The 16,152-nt window shown below is 73.8% G+C and carries 12 protein-coding genes and 1 pseudogene; 5 read left to right on the forward strand and 8 right to left on the reverse strand.

The annotated features are described in order from the left end of the window. Nucleotides 1–230: 230 nt before the first annotated feature. From AB0G13_RS10880 to AB0G13_RS10905, 6 genes are all read right to left on the reverse strand, one after another. The gene (locus tag AB0G13_RS10880; RefSeq protein WP_357872062.1) at nt 231–3,833 is read right to left on the reverse strand and encodes an ABC transporter ATP-binding protein/permease; all 3,603 of its coding nucleotides are present in this window, start codon (nt 3,831–3,833) and stop codon (nt 231–233) included. Nucleotides 3,834–3,988: 155 nt separating this feature from the next. Beyond that, complete coding sequence (locus AB0G13_RS10885; RefSeq protein ID WP_357872065.1) at nt 3,989–4,828, reverse strand: GNAT family N-acetyltransferase; 840 nt, start codon at nt 4,826–4,828, stop codon at nt 3,989–3,991. Between the two features lie 103 nt (nt 4,829–4,931). Beyond that, the gene (gene ispG / locus AB0G13_RS10890; protein ID WP_357872068.1) at nt 4,932–6,104 is read right to left on the reverse strand and encodes a flavodoxin-dependent (E)-4-hydroxy-3-methylbut-2-enyl-diphosphate synthase; all 1,173 of its coding nucleotides are present in this window, start codon (nt 6,102–6,104) and stop codon (nt 4,932–4,934) included. A gap of 9 nt (nt 6,105–6,113) precedes the next feature. Beyond that, a complete protein-coding gene (locus tag AB0G13_RS10895) occupies nt 6,114–7,364 on the reverse strand; it encodes a site-2 protease family protein (RefSeq protein WP_357872070.1) in 1,251 nt (416 codons plus the stop codon). Continuing rightward, a complete protein-coding gene (dxr, locus tag AB0G13_RS10900) occupies nt 7,364–8,578 on the reverse strand; it encodes a 1-deoxy-D-xylulose-5-phosphate reductoisomerase (RefSeq protein ID WP_357872073.1) in 1,215 nt (404 codons plus the stop codon). The genes AB0G13_RS10895 and dxr overlap by 1 nt, the downstream gene beginning before the upstream one ends. 43 nt (nt 8,579–8,621) lie before the next feature. Next, the gene (locus AB0G13_RS10905) at nt 8,622–8,777 is read right to left on the reverse strand and encodes a hypothetical protein (protein WP_357872076.1); all 156 of its coding nucleotides are present in this window, start codon (nt 8,775–8,777) and stop codon (nt 8,622–8,624) included. 199 nt (nt 8,778–8,976) lie between these two features. Between AB0G13_RS10905 and AB0G13_RS10910 the strand changes: the two genes are divergently transcribed. Further along, nucleotides 8,977–10,293, forward strand: a complete 1,317-nt coding sequence (locus tag AB0G13_RS10910; RefSeq protein WP_357872078.1) for a family 43 glycosylhydrolase — start codon at nt 8,977–8,979, stop codon at nt 10,291–10,293. A gap of 80 nt (nt 10,294–10,373) precedes the next feature. Here AB0G13_RS10910 and AB0G13_RS10915 read toward each other — a convergent pair whose 3' ends face one another. Beyond that, a complete protein-coding gene (locus AB0G13_RS10915; RefSeq protein WP_357872081.1) occupies nt 10,374–10,928 on the reverse strand; it encodes a GNAT family N-acetyltransferase in 555 nt (184 codons plus the stop codon). Nucleotides 10,929–11,187: 259 nt separating this feature from the next. Here AB0G13_RS10915 and AB0G13_RS10920 point away from each other — a divergent pair. From AB0G13_RS10920 to AB0G13_RS10930, 3 genes and pseudogenes are all read left to right on the forward strand, one after another. Next, nucleotides 11,188–11,586, forward strand: a pseudogene (locus AB0G13_RS10920) (hypothetical protein); the annotation flags it as partial. Between the two features lie 93 nt (nt 11,587–11,679). Next, nucleotides 11,680–12,066, forward strand: coding sequence for a M23 family metallopeptidase (locus AB0G13_RS10925; protein ID WP_357872180.1), 387 nt, complete (start codon nt 11,680–11,682; stop codon nt 12,064–12,066). A 161-nt stretch (nt 12,067–12,227) separates the two neighbouring features. Then, nucleotides 12,228–13,103 (forward strand): YhjD/YihY/BrkB family envelope integrity protein, encoded by an 876-nt coding sequence (locus AB0G13_RS10930; RefSeq protein WP_357872083.1) that lies wholly within the window; start codon nt 12,228–12,230, stop codon nt 13,101–13,103. Here AB0G13_RS10930 and AB0G13_RS10935 read toward each other — a convergent pair. Then, complete coding sequence (locus AB0G13_RS10935; RefSeq protein WP_357872086.1) at nt 13,007–15,205, reverse strand: MMPL family transporter; 2,199 nt, start codon at nt 15,203–15,205, stop codon at nt 13,007–13,009. The genes AB0G13_RS10930 and AB0G13_RS10935 overlap by 97 nt on opposite strands. A gap of 104 nt (nt 15,206–15,309) precedes the next feature. Between AB0G13_RS10935 and AB0G13_RS10940 the strand changes: the two genes are divergently transcribed. After that, nucleotides 15,310–16,134, forward strand: a complete 825-nt coding sequence (locus tag AB0G13_RS10940; protein WP_357872088.1) for a TetR/AcrR family transcriptional regulator — start codon at nt 15,310–15,312, stop codon at nt 16,132–16,134. Nucleotides 16,135–16,152: the final 18 nt, after the last annotated feature.

The following is a 16,152-nucleotide window of genomic DNA, read 5'->3' on the forward strand; positions in this document are numbered from 1 at the left end:
CGCGGCGGACCGGTCGATCGCCGACACGGTCGAGGTGGCCGACTACCTGGAGAGCGTGTTCGGGCCGTACCCGTTCGGGGCGTACGGCGGCGTGGCCGGCGATGTCGATCTCCATCGGTGCCGCCAACCTCATGATCGACGATCGGAGCGAGCCGGGGGCCGGGGCCGGGACCGCGAGTCCGGCCGGGGGCGGGGCCGGGGGTCGGCCGGGCCGGGGGGTGAGGGTTGGGTCAGCCGGCCAGGTGGGACCAGTGGGGTTCCAGGTCGCGCCAGGGGCCCTGGGCGGCGACCGTGCCGGAGCGGAGGACCACGACGTGGTCGGCCCGGACCAGGGCGGCGCGCTTCGAGGTCGAGCCCACCACGGTCACCCCGTGCTCGCGCAGCGCCTGCCACAACGCCAGCTCGGTGGTGACGTCCAGCGCCGAGGACACGTCGTCGGCCACCAGCAGCTCGGTACGCGGGGCGAGCGCCCGGGCCAGCGCGAGGCGCTGCAACTGCCCGCCCGAGAGCCGGGTGCCCTTGTGCCCGATCAGCAGCCCGAGCCCGCCCCCGGCCGCCGCCAGGTCGTGGTCGAGCTGGGCGGTCGACACCGCCGCCGCGGCGTCCACCCGGTGGCCGAGGGTGATGTTGTCCGCCACCGTGCCGGAGAGCACCCGGGGCAGCTGGCCGACGTAGCCCACCTGGTGGGGACGCAGGAACAGCTCCGGTTCGGTGACGGGATCGCCGTTCCAGGTCAGCCGGCCGGTGTGCGGCGCGATGCCGGCCAGCGCCCGCAGCAGCGACGACTTGCCCGAGCCGACCGGGCCGACGACCAGCACCAGCTGCCCGCGTTCCACCGTCAGGTCGACGTCGCGTACGGCCACCGTCCCGTCGGTGTGCCGGACGCCGAAGCCCGTCAGCTCCAGCCGGCGCAGCGGGTGCCGGGGCGGCACGACGGGTGCCGGGGCAACTCCCGCGCGGAGGTCCACCTCCGGCACCGGCGCCGAGTACGCCTCCACGCCGGTCATCGCCACCGTCCGCCGGGTCCACACCCGCGCCGACGGGATCTGCGAGATCAGCGACGCCGTCGTCCAGGCGAACCAGCGGGCGGCCGCGAGGGTGGCGACCGCGACCAGCGTGGCACCGGCCGACAGGTGCCCGGCCAGGAACAGCGCCCACGCGCCGATCGGCAACAGGCCGCTGACGAGCGACGGGGTCGACCGGGACCAGACCTGCACCGAGATCTCCCGGCGTTGCCGGTCGCTGCGGACCACGTCGAGGTCGGCCAGGTGGGCCAGCACCGGGCGGGTGGCCCCGGCGAGTTTGACCGTACGGGCGGCCGACAGCGAGGAGACCAGCGCGGTGGCGAACGCGGCCCGGGCCGCGACGGTGGCCCGCGCGGAACGTTCCAGGTTGGGGCCGAACAGCGTCGCGGCGAGCCCGGAGACCAGCATCGTGCCGGCGAAGAAGAGCCCCGGCACCACGCTGCCGGTGACGGCGGTCATCGCGACCAGGAGCAGGAGCGAGATCCCCTGGTCCATCAGGTTGTCGGCGAGCTGCACCACCCGCTCGGTGTCGCCGCCCTGGGCCACCACCTCGGCCGGCGTGTGCCCGCTGACCCGGCGGGGCCCGGTCTGGCCGTGCACCAGGCGCAGGCTGATCCGCAGCATCTGCCGGACCCACCACTGCGGGAACCACCGGCCGGTGACGTACGGCACGGGCAGGGTCACCAGCAGGCCGGCGACGATCCCCAGCGCCGGCTTCCACGGGTCGCCGACGCCGTTGACCAGGTCGGCCCAGAGCCAGGGCAGCACCGGCCCCTCCAGCCCGAGGATCACGAGCAGCAGGAACAACGAGAGCGAGGCCAGCCCGTAGCGCGCGTCGTTGACGCACAGCCGCAGGATCTCCCGCAGCCCCCGCAGTCCCCGCGGGGGCGTCGGGGCCGACTCCTCGGGGTCGCCGGATCCGCCCCCGCCCGCCCGGCCGTCGGCTGACCCGGCCGGCGGTGCGACCGACGCCTCCGGCGCAGGCACGGCCGGCGCGACGGCCGGCGCAACCGAAGCCCCCGTCGAAGGCGTGGCCGGCGGGGCGGCCTCGGCCGGGACGGTGGGCGGCCACGGGTCCGGGGGGCCGGTCAGCAGGTCCAGCCCGCCGGACCGGCCCCCCGGCGCCGCGTGGGCGTACGCGGTGGCGTGGCTGGTGGCGAGCAGCTCCGCGAAGCGGTCCGAGGAGTGCAGCGGCCCGGCCTCGACCACCGCGCCGTCGGCCATCACCACCACCTCGTCGCAGCGGCGCACGGAGGAGAGCCGGTGCGCGATGACGACGCCGATCCGGTCGCGCAGCAGCCGCTCGGTGGCCCGCTGCACCCGCGCCTCGGTCACCGGGTCGAGGCGGGCGGTGGCCTCGTCGAGGATCACCACGTGCGGGTCCCGCACCAGGATCCGGGCGAAGGCGACCAGCTGCTCCTGGCCCGCCGAGAGCACGTGCCCGCCGTCGCCCAGCCGGGTGTCCAGGCCGTCGGGCAGCTCGGCGATCCAGCCGTCCAGCCCCAGCTCGCGCAGCGCCCGGGCGGCGGCGTCGAGCAGGTCCGGGTCGAACAGCGCGACGTTCTCGGCGAGGGTCCCGGCGAGGATCTCGGTGCGCTGGGGCACCACGGCGATCCACCGGCGCAGCGCCTCCACGTCGAGGTCGCACACGTCGTCGCCGGCCAGGAAGACCGTGCCGGGCGGCACGTCGACGGCCCGCGTCAGCACCTTGGCCAGGGTGGACTTGCCGGAGCCGGTCCGGCCGACCAGGGCGTACGAGCGGCCCCGGGTGAAGGTCAGGTCGACGTCGCGCAGCGCGGGGCCGCGCCCGTCGTCGGCGCCCGCGTAGCGGAAGGTGAGGCCCCGCACCACCAGGTCCCCCTCGGCCGGGGTGGCCCCGCCCACGGGCTCCTGCGGGGAGTTCGCCAGCAGCTGCACCCGGCCCCACGCGCCGAGGGCGTACTGGAGTTCGGGGACCATCCGGCTGACGTGCTCGACGGTCATGCCGAATCCGATGGCGAGCAGCCAGACCGCGGTGAGCCGGGCGCCGTCGACCTGGCCGGTGACCAGCGCCCACGCGCCGCCGAGCACCACGGCCGCGATCCCCGCCCGGATGACGCCGGCGGCCACGGTGGTGACCTCGGCGGACATCCGCCACACCCGCACGCCGCGGCGGAGCACCTCGGCGGCCCGGCGGGCGTAGAGGCGCAGCACGTACGGCCGGGCCAGGCTGGTGCGCACGTCGTCCTGGCCGTGGATGGCCTCCTCCATCACCGCGGCGAGGTCGGACCATGCCTCCTCCTCGGCCATCCGGGCCGGGCCGATCCGCGCGGTGGGCTTGCGCAGCCCGGCGGCCAGCAGTACGGAGAGCAGCAGCATCCCGACGCCGGCCGGCCACCACACCGCGAGGGCGACGGCGGTCGACAGCACGCCCGCCGCCAGTCCCTGGGCGATCCGCACGCCCTGGCTGCGCACCGCGGCGGCGACCTGGTAGACGTCGCCGTCGATGCGGTCGAGCAGTTCGCCGACCGGGGTGGTCTCCAGGGTCGGCAGGTCCTGCCCGAGCGCGACCCGGCACAGCCGACGCCGCACGTCGGCGGACCAGTCGGCGGTCAGCCCGGCCATCAGCAGGCTCACCACGAGGTCGGTCAGGACGGCGGCGACCAGCGCCACGGCGAGCAGCGCGAAGAACCCGGTGGCGCGGTGCACCAGCACCGGGCCGGCCAGCGCGGCGGCGGCGGCCTGGCCGCCGGCGCCGAGCACGACCAGGCAGGTCACGATCGCCATTCGGCGGGGCGAGGTGGCCCACAGGTCCCGGAGCAGACGCATGACGGAGTCCCTTCCGAAGACCGGGGCGGAGCATCCAGCCTGGCCGGTGGAGTCGGCCCGCTCAACGCATTTTCCGGTCGTTCACCTGGTCCGATGCCGGCGACGAGGGCCACGCCGGCGGGCGTCCGACCCGTGCGCACGCCGGGGCCGGCGGGTCAGAAGAGCACGGTGGCGAGCGTGCCGACCGGGCGGAAGCCGCAGCGCTCGTAGACGCGGCGGGCCGGCAGGTTGAAGTCGTTGACGTAGAGGCTGACGGTCGGGGCGACCCGCAGCAGCGCGTCGCGCACCACCGCCGCCATCGCCGCCGACGCGATGCCCCGGCCCCGCCAGTCGGGGGCCACCCAGACGCCCTGCACCTGGGCGGTCCGGCGGGTCACCACCGCCAGCTCGGCCTTGAAGACCACCTGACCGTCGACGAACCTGGCGTACGCCCGCCCGGTCCGGACCAGGTCGGTGACCCGCCGGCGGTAGCCGCGCCCGCCGTCGTCGGCGAGCGGCGACACGCCCACCTCCTCGGTGTACATCGCCACCGCCGCCGGGAAGAGCCGGTCGATCTCGCTGCCGCGCACCCGCCGCACCTCCGGGTCCGCCCGCAGCGCCGGCAGCGCGTCGGTCGCCAGCAGGGGCTGGTTGGGGCGTACGTCCCGGGCCGGCCCCCAGACGGCGGAGAGCCGGTCCCAGAGGCCGAGCACCGCGTCGGCCCGGCCCACGATCGACGAGCAGAGCCGCTCCTCGCCGGCGAGCAGGTCGGCGTAGGCAGCGACGGCCGGCTCGGTGGCGAGCACGGGGGTGACATTGCCGCCGAGCCAGCAGATCGACTCCAGGTTGCGGCGGCTGCCGTAGCCCAGCACCCGCCCCTCGGCGCGCCACCAGGCCAGGCCGCGCGCGGTGATCCGCTCGGCGACCTGCGCGCCCGCGAACGGGTCGAGGTCGAGCAACCGCTCGACCGCGCGGCGCTCCGACTCCCCCAGTTGCCGTACCGGCACCGTCAGCACGGATACCAGCCTGCCAGATCCGCCCCGTGCCGCGCCGGTCGAGTGACGAGTGGGACTACGACACCGTTGCCGGCCGGGACACGGGGCGCGACGGCGCGACGGGTCAGTGCACGGTCACGGTGGCGCCCGGGAGCAGGCCGCGCAGCTCCTCGGGCAGCTCGGCGCCCATCTCGTCGGCGATGCGCAGCGCCTCCTCGATCAGCGTCTCCACGATCTGCGCCTCGGGCACGGTCTTGACCACCTTGCCCTTGACGAAGATCTGGCCCTTGCCGTTGCCGGAGGCCACCCCGAGGTCGGCCTCGCGGGCCTCGCCCGGGCCGTTCACGACGCAGCCCATCACCGCGACCCGCAGCGGCACCGGCAGCCCTTCCAGGCCGGCGGTGACCTCCTCGGCGAGCTTGTAGACGTCGACCTGGGCGCGCCCGCAGGACGGGCAGGAGACGATCTCCAGGCCCCGCTCACGCAGCCCGAGCGACTCCAGGATCTGGTTGCCGACCTTGATCTCCTCCACCGGCGGCGCCGACAGGGAGACCCGGATCGTGTCGCCGATCCCCTCGGCCAGCAGCGCGCCGAAGGCCACCGCCGACTTGATGGTGCCCTGGAAGGCCGGGCCGGCCTCGGTGACGCCCAGGTGCAGCGGGTAGTCGCACTTCTCGGCGAGCTGGCGGTAGGCCCGGATCATCACCACCGGGTCGTTGTGCTTGACCGAGATCTTGATGTCGCGGAAGCCGTGCTCCTCGAACAGCGAGCACTCCCACAGCGCCGACTCGACCAGCGCCTCGGCGGTGGCCTTGCCGTACTTGGCGAGCAGCCGCTTGTCCAGCGAGCCGGCGTTGACGCCGATCCGGATCGGCACGCCCGCGTCGCCGGCCGCCTTGGCGATCTCCTTGACCTTGTCGTCGAACTGGCGGATGTTGCCCGGGTTCACCCGGACCGCCGCGCAGCCGGCGTCGATGGCGGCGAAGACGTACTTCGGCTGGAAGTGGATGTCGGCGATCACCGGGATCTGCGACTTCTTCGCGATCGCCGGCAGCGCCTCCACGTCGTCCTGGCTGGGCACCGCGACCCGGACGATCTGGCAGCCGGACGCGGTCAGCTCGGCGATCTGCTGGAGCGTGGCGTTGACGTCGGAGGTGAGGGTGGTGGTCATCGACTGCACCGACACCGGCGCGCCCCCACCGACCGGGACCGAGCCGACCATGATCTGGCGGCTGAGCCGACGCGGGGCGAGCGGCGGGGGCGGCACGGCGGGGATACCGAGACTGACAGCGGTCACTTCAGGCACTCACCTTGAGAAGAGCGTGATCGGGTTGACGACGTCCGCGGTGATGGTCAGGAGCGTGAACACGCCACCGATCAGGATCACCGCGTACGTGAAGGGCATGAGCTTGAGGTAGTCCACGCGGCCGGGGTCGGCGCGGCCGATCCGGGCGTAGAGCCAGGAGCGGGCCCGCTCGAACCAGGCGATGGCGATGTGCCCGCCGTCGAGCGGCAGCAGCGGCAGCAGGTTGAACACGCCGATGAAGAAGTTCAGCGAGACGAACAGCATGAAGAACAGCAGCCAGGCGTCGTTCTCCACCGCCTCGCCGCCGAGCCGGCTGGCGCCGACCACGCTGATCGGGGTGTCGATGTCCCGTTCGCCGCCGGTGATCGCCGTCCACAGGGCCGGGACCTTCTGCGGGATGCGCTTCATCGCCTCGAAGGTGTTGACGGCCATGTCGCCGGTGAAGTCGGCGGTCGCGCCGAACGCGCCGACCGGCCCGTACGTCACCCGGGTCGGGGTGGTGGGGACGAGGCCGACGCCGAGCGCGGCGACCGGGGCGACCTGGCCCTTCGGGTCGTCGAGCGGGGGCCGCTGGGTCTGCGCGAGCACCGTGCTGGCCGTGGCCGGCTGGCCGTCGCGGACGTACGCGATCTGCGCCGTGTCGCCCGGCTTGAGGGTGCGCAGGGTGGTGAGCAGCTGCCCGTAGTCGTTGATCGGCGTGCCGTTGATGGCGGTGATCCGGTCGCCGTCGCGCAGCTGCGCCTGGGCGGCGGGGCTGGCGGGGTCGGCGGTGGTGCACTCGCGCAGCGTGTTCTCCGGGACCACGCACTTCGACAGCTGGATGACCGCCGGCTCCTTGCGGATCTCGGCCTCGGTGCTCGGGAACTTCGGGTTGGGCAGGCCGGCGGTGACCGCGATGATCCAGAGGGCGACCAGGGCGAGGGCGAAGTGGGTGGCCGACCCCGCCGACATCACGATCGTCCGCTTCCACACCGGGTAGCGCCACATCGCGCGCGGCTCGTCGGCCGGATCGACGTCATCGTCCTGGGGGGTCATCCCGACGATCTTGCAGAAGCCGCCGAGCGGGATGCCCTTGACGCCGTACTCCGTCTCGCCCCGTTTGAACGACCAGAGCGTGGGGCCGAAACCGACGAAGTAGCGGGTGACCTTCATGCCGAAGGCCTTGGCGGTGAGCATGTGCCCCGCCTCGTGCAGGCTCACCGAGATGAGGATCGCGAGGGCGAAGAGCACCACCCCGAGCAGGTACGCCATCAAGCTCCTTCCACCGAACCCGCGATGATGATCTCCTGCGCATGCGCGCGCGCCCACGACTCCGCCGCGAGCACGTCCTCGACGGTACCCGGTTCGTCGAAATCGGGAGCGTCCTCCACCACCCGTCGGAGGGTGTCGACGATGCCGAGGAAGGGCAACCGGCCGGCCACGAACGCGGCCACGCACTCCTCGTTCGCCGCGTTGTAGATCGCCGGGCGGCAGCGCCCGGCCTCGCCGGCGGCCTTGGCCAGCGCGACCGCCGGGAACGCCTCGTCGTCCAGCGGAGCGAACTCCCAGGTGTGGGCCTTCGTCCAGTCGACGGCGGCGGCGGCGGCGCCGACCCGGTCGGGCCAACCGAGGCCCAGCGCGATCGGCAGCCGCATGTCCGGCGGGCTGGCCTGGGCGAGGGTGGACCCGTCCACGAACTCGACCATCGAGTGGATCACCGACTGCGGGTGCACCATCACGGCGATGTCGGCGTACGGCACGTCGAACAGTTCGTGCGCCTCGATCACCTCCAGCGCCTTGTTGACCATCGTGGCGGAGTTGATCGTGACGACCGGCCCCATGTTCCAGGTCGGGTGGGCGAGCGCCTGTTCCGGCGTGACCTGCGTCAACTCGTCGCGGCGCCGGCCCCGGAACGGGCCGCCGCTGGCGGTGACGACCAGCCGCCGCACCTCGGCCCGGGCACCGCCGCGCAGGCACTGCGCCAGCGCCGAGTGCTCCGAGTCGACGGGGACGATCTGCTCCGGCCGCGTCACGGCGGCCTTCACGAGGGAGCCGCCGGCCACCAGCGACTCCTTGTTGGCCAGCGCGAGCGTACGCCCGGCGCGCAGCGCGGCCAGGGTCGGCGCGAGCCCGAGCGAGCCGACCACGCCGTTGAGCACGACGTCGCAGGGCCACTGCGCCAGCTCGGCCATCGCGTCCGGGCCGGCCACGATCTTGGGAAGCTTGAAGTCGCCGGTGGCCCAGCCGCGCCGGCTCGCCTCGGCGTAGAAGGCGAGCTGGAGGTCCTGCGCGGCGGAGGCCTTCGCCACACCGACCGCGTCGACGCGCAGTTCGAGGGCCTGGGCGGCGAGCAGCTCGACGTTGCCGCCACCGGCGCCGAGCGCGACGACCCGGAACCGGTCCGGGTTACGCCGCACGATGTCGATGGCCTGTGTGCCGACCGAACCGGTGGAGCCGAGCAGGACGAGTTCCCGGGGCGAAGTCACCGGGCCATTCTTCCCCACCATCGCTGTGCCCCCGCTGGGAGCCTCAGCCCTCCGCGTCGGCCTGCCCCTCCGGGATCCCCTCGCTTCCCTCGGGCGCCTCTTCGTCGAGAAGGTCGGCCGGGTCTACGGCGAACGCGAAGCGCTCGGTCATGGTGAAGGTGCTGCCGGCAGCCGCCGCACTCAACGGGTGGTACTTCAATCACGTCCTTGCGCCGGTTGCCTGGCGACACGATCTCGCCCAGCAGGACGGCCTGACCGATGTCGACGGCCGGCCGGCCGCGGAGCCGGCCGGGCGTTCCTGGTGTCGGGTCCGCCGCGCCGCCCGGCCCCCGGGGTGGAAGGCGAGCCGGGCTCGCAGGATTCTTTCGATACATAGATGACTGTGGTTGAATTCCGTCATGCGAAGAGGTCTCGTCTGGCTGGCGGCCGTGCTGGTCGCCGCCCCACTGCTCGTCAGCCCGGGCGTGGCCCAGGCTGCCACCGCCGCACCGTCGCTCGTCATCGCCAGCGACTTCCCCGACCCCGATGTCGTCAAGTTCGGCAGCACCTACTACGCGTACTCGACGAACAACGGCCACGGCAACGTCCCGGTCGCCACGGCCAGCTCGCTGACCGGAGCGTGGACCAGGCGGCCCGACGCGATGCCGACCCTCGGCGCCTGGGCCAACGGGGGGCTCACCTGGGCGCCCGACGTGTCCCAGCGGGCCGACGGGCGGTACCTGCTCTACTACACCGCCCGCAGCCGGGCCACCGGCCGGCAGTGCCTGGGCGCCGCGCTGGCCACGTCGCCGCTCGGCCCGTTCACCTCCGTCGGCACCCAGCCGCTGGTCTGCAACGCCGGCGAGGGCGGCGACATCGACGCGGCGAGCTTCACCGACAGCACCGGCCTGCGTTACCTGCTCTACAAGGACGACGGCAACGCCATCGGCCAGCCGACGAGCCTCTGGCTGCAACAGGTCGCGGCCGACGGGGTGACCCTCCAGGGCGCCCGGGTGGAGTTGCTGCGCAGCGGACGCGCCGAGGAGGGCGGCATCATCGAGGCGCCGGTGCTGACCAAGGTCGGCGCGCAGTACGTGCTGTTCTACTCGCTCGGCAGCTACGGCGGCGACGGCTACCAGACCAGCTACGCCACGTCGACCTCGCTGACCGGCCCCTACACCAAGGCGTACCGCTCGCTGATGACCACGGCGTCGCTGGACTCGGCCGTACGGGGGCCGGGCGGCGCGGACGTGGTGCGCGAGGCGGGCGGCGACCACATCGTGTTCCACGGCTGGATCAACAACTACTCCGCCCGGGGCATGTACGTGGCGGCGCTGGGCTGGGCCGGCGGGAACCCCGTGGTGCGGGGCAGCCGGGTGCGGTACGAGGCCGAGCGCGGCGGGCTCAACCGTTGCGCCGTGCGCGCCGCCCCGAACACGTCCCAGGGACAGGTGGTGGCGTACATCGACCACGCGGACAGCTGGGTCGAGGTCACCGTCTTCGCGCCCCGGGCCGGCGGCTACCGCGCCCACGTCGCCTACGCCGCCGGCTACGGCGACGCCCAGCACACGCTGACGGTCAACGGCGCGAACCCGCAGGTCGTCACCTACCCCAACACCGGCTGGGACGTCTGGCGGCAGGTGGGCGTCGACGTCACGCTCAACGCGGGCTTCAACACGCTCCGGTTCACCCACCTGAGCCGCTGGGCGGAACTCGACTTCGTCGAGGTCGCGTAGCCCGCCCCGGGGACCACCGCGCCGGCACGGCCCGAGATCCTGGTGCGGACAGCCGGGGCGGGACGGGTCCGTCGAACGGTTCAGGCCCCGGCGGCGGCGCCGGTCAGCACGAAGGTCTCCAGGGACTCGCCGCCGTACCAGTCCGAGCGGCGGCCCACGTGGGTCATGCCGAGCCGGCGGGCCACCGCCATAGACGCCTCGTTGCCGGGCGCCACGACGGCGTAGACCTCCCGGGTACCGGCGGCCAGTTCGCGCGCCGCCACCGCCCGGGCCGCCTCGGTGGCGTACCCGTGGCCCCACGAGTCGGGGTGCAGGTGCCAGCCCACCTCGATGTCCTCGGTCGGCACGCTCTCGCCCCGCCCGGGCAGCGGCTTGAGCAGCACCGTGCCGGCCACCACGCCCGTGTCGCGGACCTCGATCGCCCAGGTGCCGTACCGACCGTCGTGTCCCGCATGCCGCTTCCGCCACATCGCGAGCCGGTCGGCGGCCTGCGCCGGGTCGGTCAGCGGCAGGCCGGGCGCGCCGAGCCAGCGGGTGACCCCCGGGCGGGAGTAGATGTCGAAGATCCGGGTCAGGTCGGCCGGCTCGGCGGTCCAGTCCCGCAGGACCAGGCGTTCCGTGGCGAGGATTCCCATTTCGGCGATTTTAGTGAGCGGCGGCGCGCGTCGCTGACGGCTCGGCCGGCGGGATCGCGATCAATAACGATGACGATCTATGTAGGTCTCTTACGATCATCGATCCTTGTTGGTTGAATACCTTCACCTGCCCCGCCCTCGCACCCCTGACCCTCGGAGGCACCTCGTGAGACTCGCCACCGCCGCGCGCGCCCTGGTCGCCGGGCTGACCGGCGCCGCCATGGTGCTGCTCGGCCCGGCCGGATCCGCGTCCGCGGCGACCACCACCGTGGACAACGCGACCGCCGGGCGCTTCACCGCCAGCGCCAACTGGGGCACGTCGTCCTGGGCCGGCCAGAAGTACGGCGCCGACTACCGGTTCGCGACGCCCTACACCGGAGGCAGCGACGCCGCCTGGTTCAGCGCCTCGGTCCCCGCCACCGGCGCGCACCTCGTCGAGGTGTGGTACCCGGCGGACGCCGGATACAACAGCGCCACCCCGTTCATCGTCGCGACCACCGGCGGCAACCAGACCGTGGTCGTGGACCAGCGCGCGAGCGGCGGCCGTTGGGTCAGCCTCGGCACCTTCACGCTGGCGGCCGGCGACCGTCCCGTCGTCGGGGTCAGCCGCTGGACGACCGCCACGGGCTACGTCGTCGCGGACGCCGTCCGGATCACCTCCACCGCCGGCAATCCCAGCTTCTCCCTGCCGCTGCCGAAGACCGCGCTGCCGCGCGGCGAGTACGACGACCCGCACCACGACTACCCCGCCATCGACCTCCCCGTCGGCACCGGCACCAGGGCGTACGCCGTGCGGGCCGGCACCGTGACGATCATCAACGACAGCTCCTGCGGCCAGGGCGTCAACCTCACCGGCACCGACGGAGCAGTCTACACCTACTGCCACTTCTCGGCGTGGTCGGTCGGCAACGGCGCGACGGTCGCGCCCGGGCAGCAGCTCGGCCTCACCGGCAACACCGGCAACTCCACCGGGCCGCACCTGCACTTCGGCATCCGCACCGGCAGCACCCGGCGATGCCCGCAGAACTTCCTGCTGGCCCTCTACGACGGGGTGACCCCGCCGGCGGCGACGAGCCTGCCCACCACCGGCTGCTACTACGCCACCCTCCGCACGAGCGGGATCCCGCCGCTGGGCTGACCGCCGCCGCACCCGCACGCCGGAGCCGCCGGACCCACCCTGTCCGGCGGCTCCGCCGTGCGCCGGACCCCTGGCGGGGGTGCCGGCCGCCGCGGGCGTCGAACCGGTCACGGTCGGCGATCTCGTGAGTGACGTGGGACGGTACGGGGAAAGAAGCCGCGATGGGCGGCGGATGGCAACGGGCGAAGCGGGTCACCAGTGCGGCGTTCCGCCCGCTGCGGGGGCGGGACCTGTCCCTGCACGCCGCAGCCATCACCTTCTACGGGGCGATCGCCGTGGTGCCGGTGGCCCTGCTGGCGATCTGGCTGACCTCGCTGCTGGCGGGAGCCGAGCGGGTGCGCCGGCTCACCTCGTACGCCGTGGACACCCTGCCGGACGCGATCGGCGCGCCCCACGCGGTGCAGGCGCTGGTCGAGGCCGGGGTGGGGCTGACCCCGCTGCTGGCGTTGGCGTCGCTGCTGCCGGCGTCGCTCTACGGCGAGGGGCTGCGCCGCGCGTTCGTGTCGGTCGCCCTGCCGCGCAACGACGAGTCGCTGGTCGGCTGGCGGGGCCGGCTGCTGCTGCTACCCCTGCTGGCGCCGGCCCCGGCCCTGCTGCTGTCGATCCTGCTCGCGCTGCCCACGACCACCGGGCTGGTCCGGCAGGGCGGTTGGGCCGGCGCGCTGGGGGTGGTGCTGTCGTTCCTGGCGGTCTGGCTGGTGCTCACCCCGGTGCTGCTCTGGGTGTTCCGGGTGGTCGGCCCGGCGTCGCCGGACTGGCTCTCCGCGCTGGGCGTCGGGTCGTTCACCGCGGCCAACCTCTCCGGCTTCCTGCACGGCTTCGTGCTCTTCGCCTCGCTCCCGATCGACCTGGGGGTGCCGTTCGGGGGCTTCGACGAGATCGGCGCGGGGGTGGCGGTCCTGCTCTGGCTCTACCTCTTCCACGTGATCGTGCTGGCCGGCTACTCCGCCACCCTCGCCCTCTCCCGCTGGCGCAGCACCCGCTCCGGGGTCGCCGGCTCGGGCTCGTCGGACTCCCGGATGCCGAAGCGGCGGTAGACGCGGCCGAGCGGGCCGGGGGCCCACCAGTTCCAGTGACCGAGCAGCCGCATCGTGGCCGGCACCAGCAGCGCCCGGACCAGCGTCGCGTCCACCACGATCGCCACGATCATGCCGATCCCGATGAGCTTGATGTACGCCATCTCGCCCGTGGCGAAGCCGGCCACCACGATGATCAGCAGCAGCGCGGCGGCGGTGATGATCCGCCCGGTGTGCTGGAGCGCGGTGGCCACCGAGGCGGTGTTGTCGCCCGTACGGTCCCACTCCTCGCGCACCCGGGAGAGCAGGAACACCTCGTAGTCGGTCGCCAGCCCGAAGAGCACGGCGAGCATGAGGATCGGGTTGCTCGGTTCGATGAACCCGGTCGGGGTGAAGCCGAGCAGGTCCGCGAAGTGGCCGTCCTGGAAGATCCAGACCACCACGCCGAACGACGCGCCGATCGACACCAGGTTCATCAGCACCGCCTTGACCGGCAGCACCACCGAACCGAAGGCGAGGAAGAGCAGGACCAGGGTCGCGGCGGCCATCAGCAGGGCCATCCAGGGCAGCCGGTCGGCGAGGCCGTCGATCAGGTCGAGATCGACGCCGGGCCGGCCGCCCACGAGCACCTCGGCGTCGGCCGGCGGGGGCAGGTCGCGCAGCGCCCGGACCACGTCGTGCGCCGCGTCGCCGGTCGGTTCGCCCGGATAGGTCACCGTCAGCAGCGTCGACGCGCCCCGGTTGGCCGCCACCTGCACCCCGGTCACGCCGGGCACGGCGGCCACCCGGTCGGCGAAGGGCTGCACCTGCTCCGGGGACGCCCCGGAGACGAGCACGTCGATCGGCGCGATCGTGCCGCCGGGGAACTCCGCGGCGATCCGCTCGGAGACCACCCGCGGCTCGGCGCTCGCGGGCAGCACCCGGTCGTCGAACCCGCCGAACTCCATCCGCAGGATCGGCGTGGCCAGCAGCAGGAGCAGCACGGTCACCCCGACCAGGTAGCGCACCGGGCGGCGCATCACGCTGTGCGCGATCCGGGCCCAGGCGCCGCCGGTCTCCCCCGCCGCCGGCCGCTTCCCGCGCGCCCCACGCCGCCACGGCAGCGGTACGCGCAGCGCGTCGATCCGGTGGCCGAGCACCGCGAGCAGGGCCGGCAGCACGGTCAACGCCGCCAGCATGGCGACCAGCACGGCGGCCATCCCGCCGAGCGCCATCGAGCGCAGGAACGCCTGCGGGAAGATCAGCAGGCTGGACATGGCGAGCGCGATGGTGAGCCCGGAGACCAGCACGGTCCGCCCGGCCGTGGCCATGGTCCGCCGGATCGCGGCGGCGGTGCCGTGGCCGGCGGCCAGCTCCTCGCGGAACCGGCTCACCACGAAGAGGGCGTAGTCGACCGCCATGCCCAGGCCGATCAGGGTGATGACGTTGATCGCGAAGACCGACACGTCGGTGACCATGTTGACCAGCCGGACGGCGACGAACGCGCCGAGGATGGCGAGCCCGCCGATCAGCAGGGGCGTGGAGGCGGCCACCAGCCCGCCGAAGATCAGCACGAGCAGCACCAGCAGCACCGGCATGGAGAGGAGTTCCGCGCGGGTGATGTCCTCGGTGGTCTGGGTGTTCGACTCGTGCAGGGCCGCCGTCGCGCCGCCGATCTCGGTCCGTACGCCGGGGGCCGCCAGGGCGGGCCGCAACTCCTCGTACGCGGCGGCCTTGTCGTCCTTGTCGGCGGCCCGCAGCTGGACCAGCGCGTAGGTGGCCCGACGGTCGGTGGAGAGCAGCACGGGGGCCTGGGTGTCGTACCAGGTGGTGACGCTGGTGATCTCCGGACGCTCGCGCAGCCCGGCGACGGTGGCCGCGACCGGGTCGCGGAAGGCGGGCTGGTCGACCGTCGGCCCGTCGCTGGACCAGAGCACCACGAGGTCGGCGCCCTGCGGCCCCAACTCCCGGGTGATCCGCTCGGCGGCCCGGCTGGACTCGCTCGCCGGGTCGTCGAAGCCGCCGCCGGTCAGCTGCCCGAAGACCCCGACGCCCCAGGTGGAACCGACCACGACGAGCACCAGGGCGGCGGCCAGCACCGCCCAGCGCAGTCGCACCACCATGTGTCCCCACCAGGCGAACATTCGCCTTCCCCCTCCACCGACGGCTAGGCTGTGACCATCGCTCATTTGAGTGAACGCCGTTAACTATCGCAACGGCGGTCGATTCGGTCAAGGGAGTCAGCCGGATGGGCGCACCGAGCCGACGGGAACGCCTGCGCTCGGCGACAGTCGCCGAGATCAAGGACGGGGCACGGCGGCTGTTGGTGACGGGCGGCGTCGACGCCGTCTCGCTGCGGGCCATCGCCCGCGACATGGGGATGACCGCGCCCGCCATCTACCGCTACTTCCCCAGCCTGGAGGCGCTGGTCGCGGCGCTGGCCGGCGACCTCTACGACGAGCTGCGGCTGCTGCTGGAGGCGGCCCGGGACGAGGCCGGGGCCGAGCCGGTCGACCAGCTGCTGACCATGTCCCGGGCGTTCCGCGCCTGGTCCGTGGCGCACCCCGCCGAGTTCGGGCTGATCTTCGGCGCCCCGAGCCCCGGGCGGAACGCCTTCGTCGACGGCTGCGTCGACCCGGACCATCCCGGCGCCCGCTTCGGCGCCGTCTTCATCCGGCCGATCCTCGACCTCTGGCGCCGGTCCCCCTTCCGTACCCCGCCCCCCGAGCTGCTCCGGCAGCGCCTGGGCGGGCGGCGACTGGAACCGCTGCGGCTCAGCCACGGCGAGGTGCCGGTCGAGGTCGCGTACGCCTTCCTCTCCGGCTGGACCCGGCTCTACGGGCTGGTCGCCATGGAGGTCTTCCACCAGTTCGACTGGGCGGTCACCGAGGCCGAGGCGCTGTTCGAGCTGGAACTGGAGATGTTCACCGCCCAACTGCTGGCCGACCCGCCGACGCGCGACGACGCGCCCCCGACGGGCGACGGCCCGTTCCCGGCGTCCGTGACAGGTGACAGCCCGCCCCCGGCGACGGGCGACGGCCCGCCTCCGGCGTTCGGAGCGGCGAAGGGCTGACCGGCGGCGCCCGCGGGC

Origin of the sequence: Micromonospora sp. NPDC023633, assembly GCF_040640035.1 — a bacterium.
In the GTDB taxonomy this organism is placed as follows: Bacteria; Actinomycetota; Actinomycetes; order Mycobacteriales; family Micromonosporaceae; genus Micromonospora.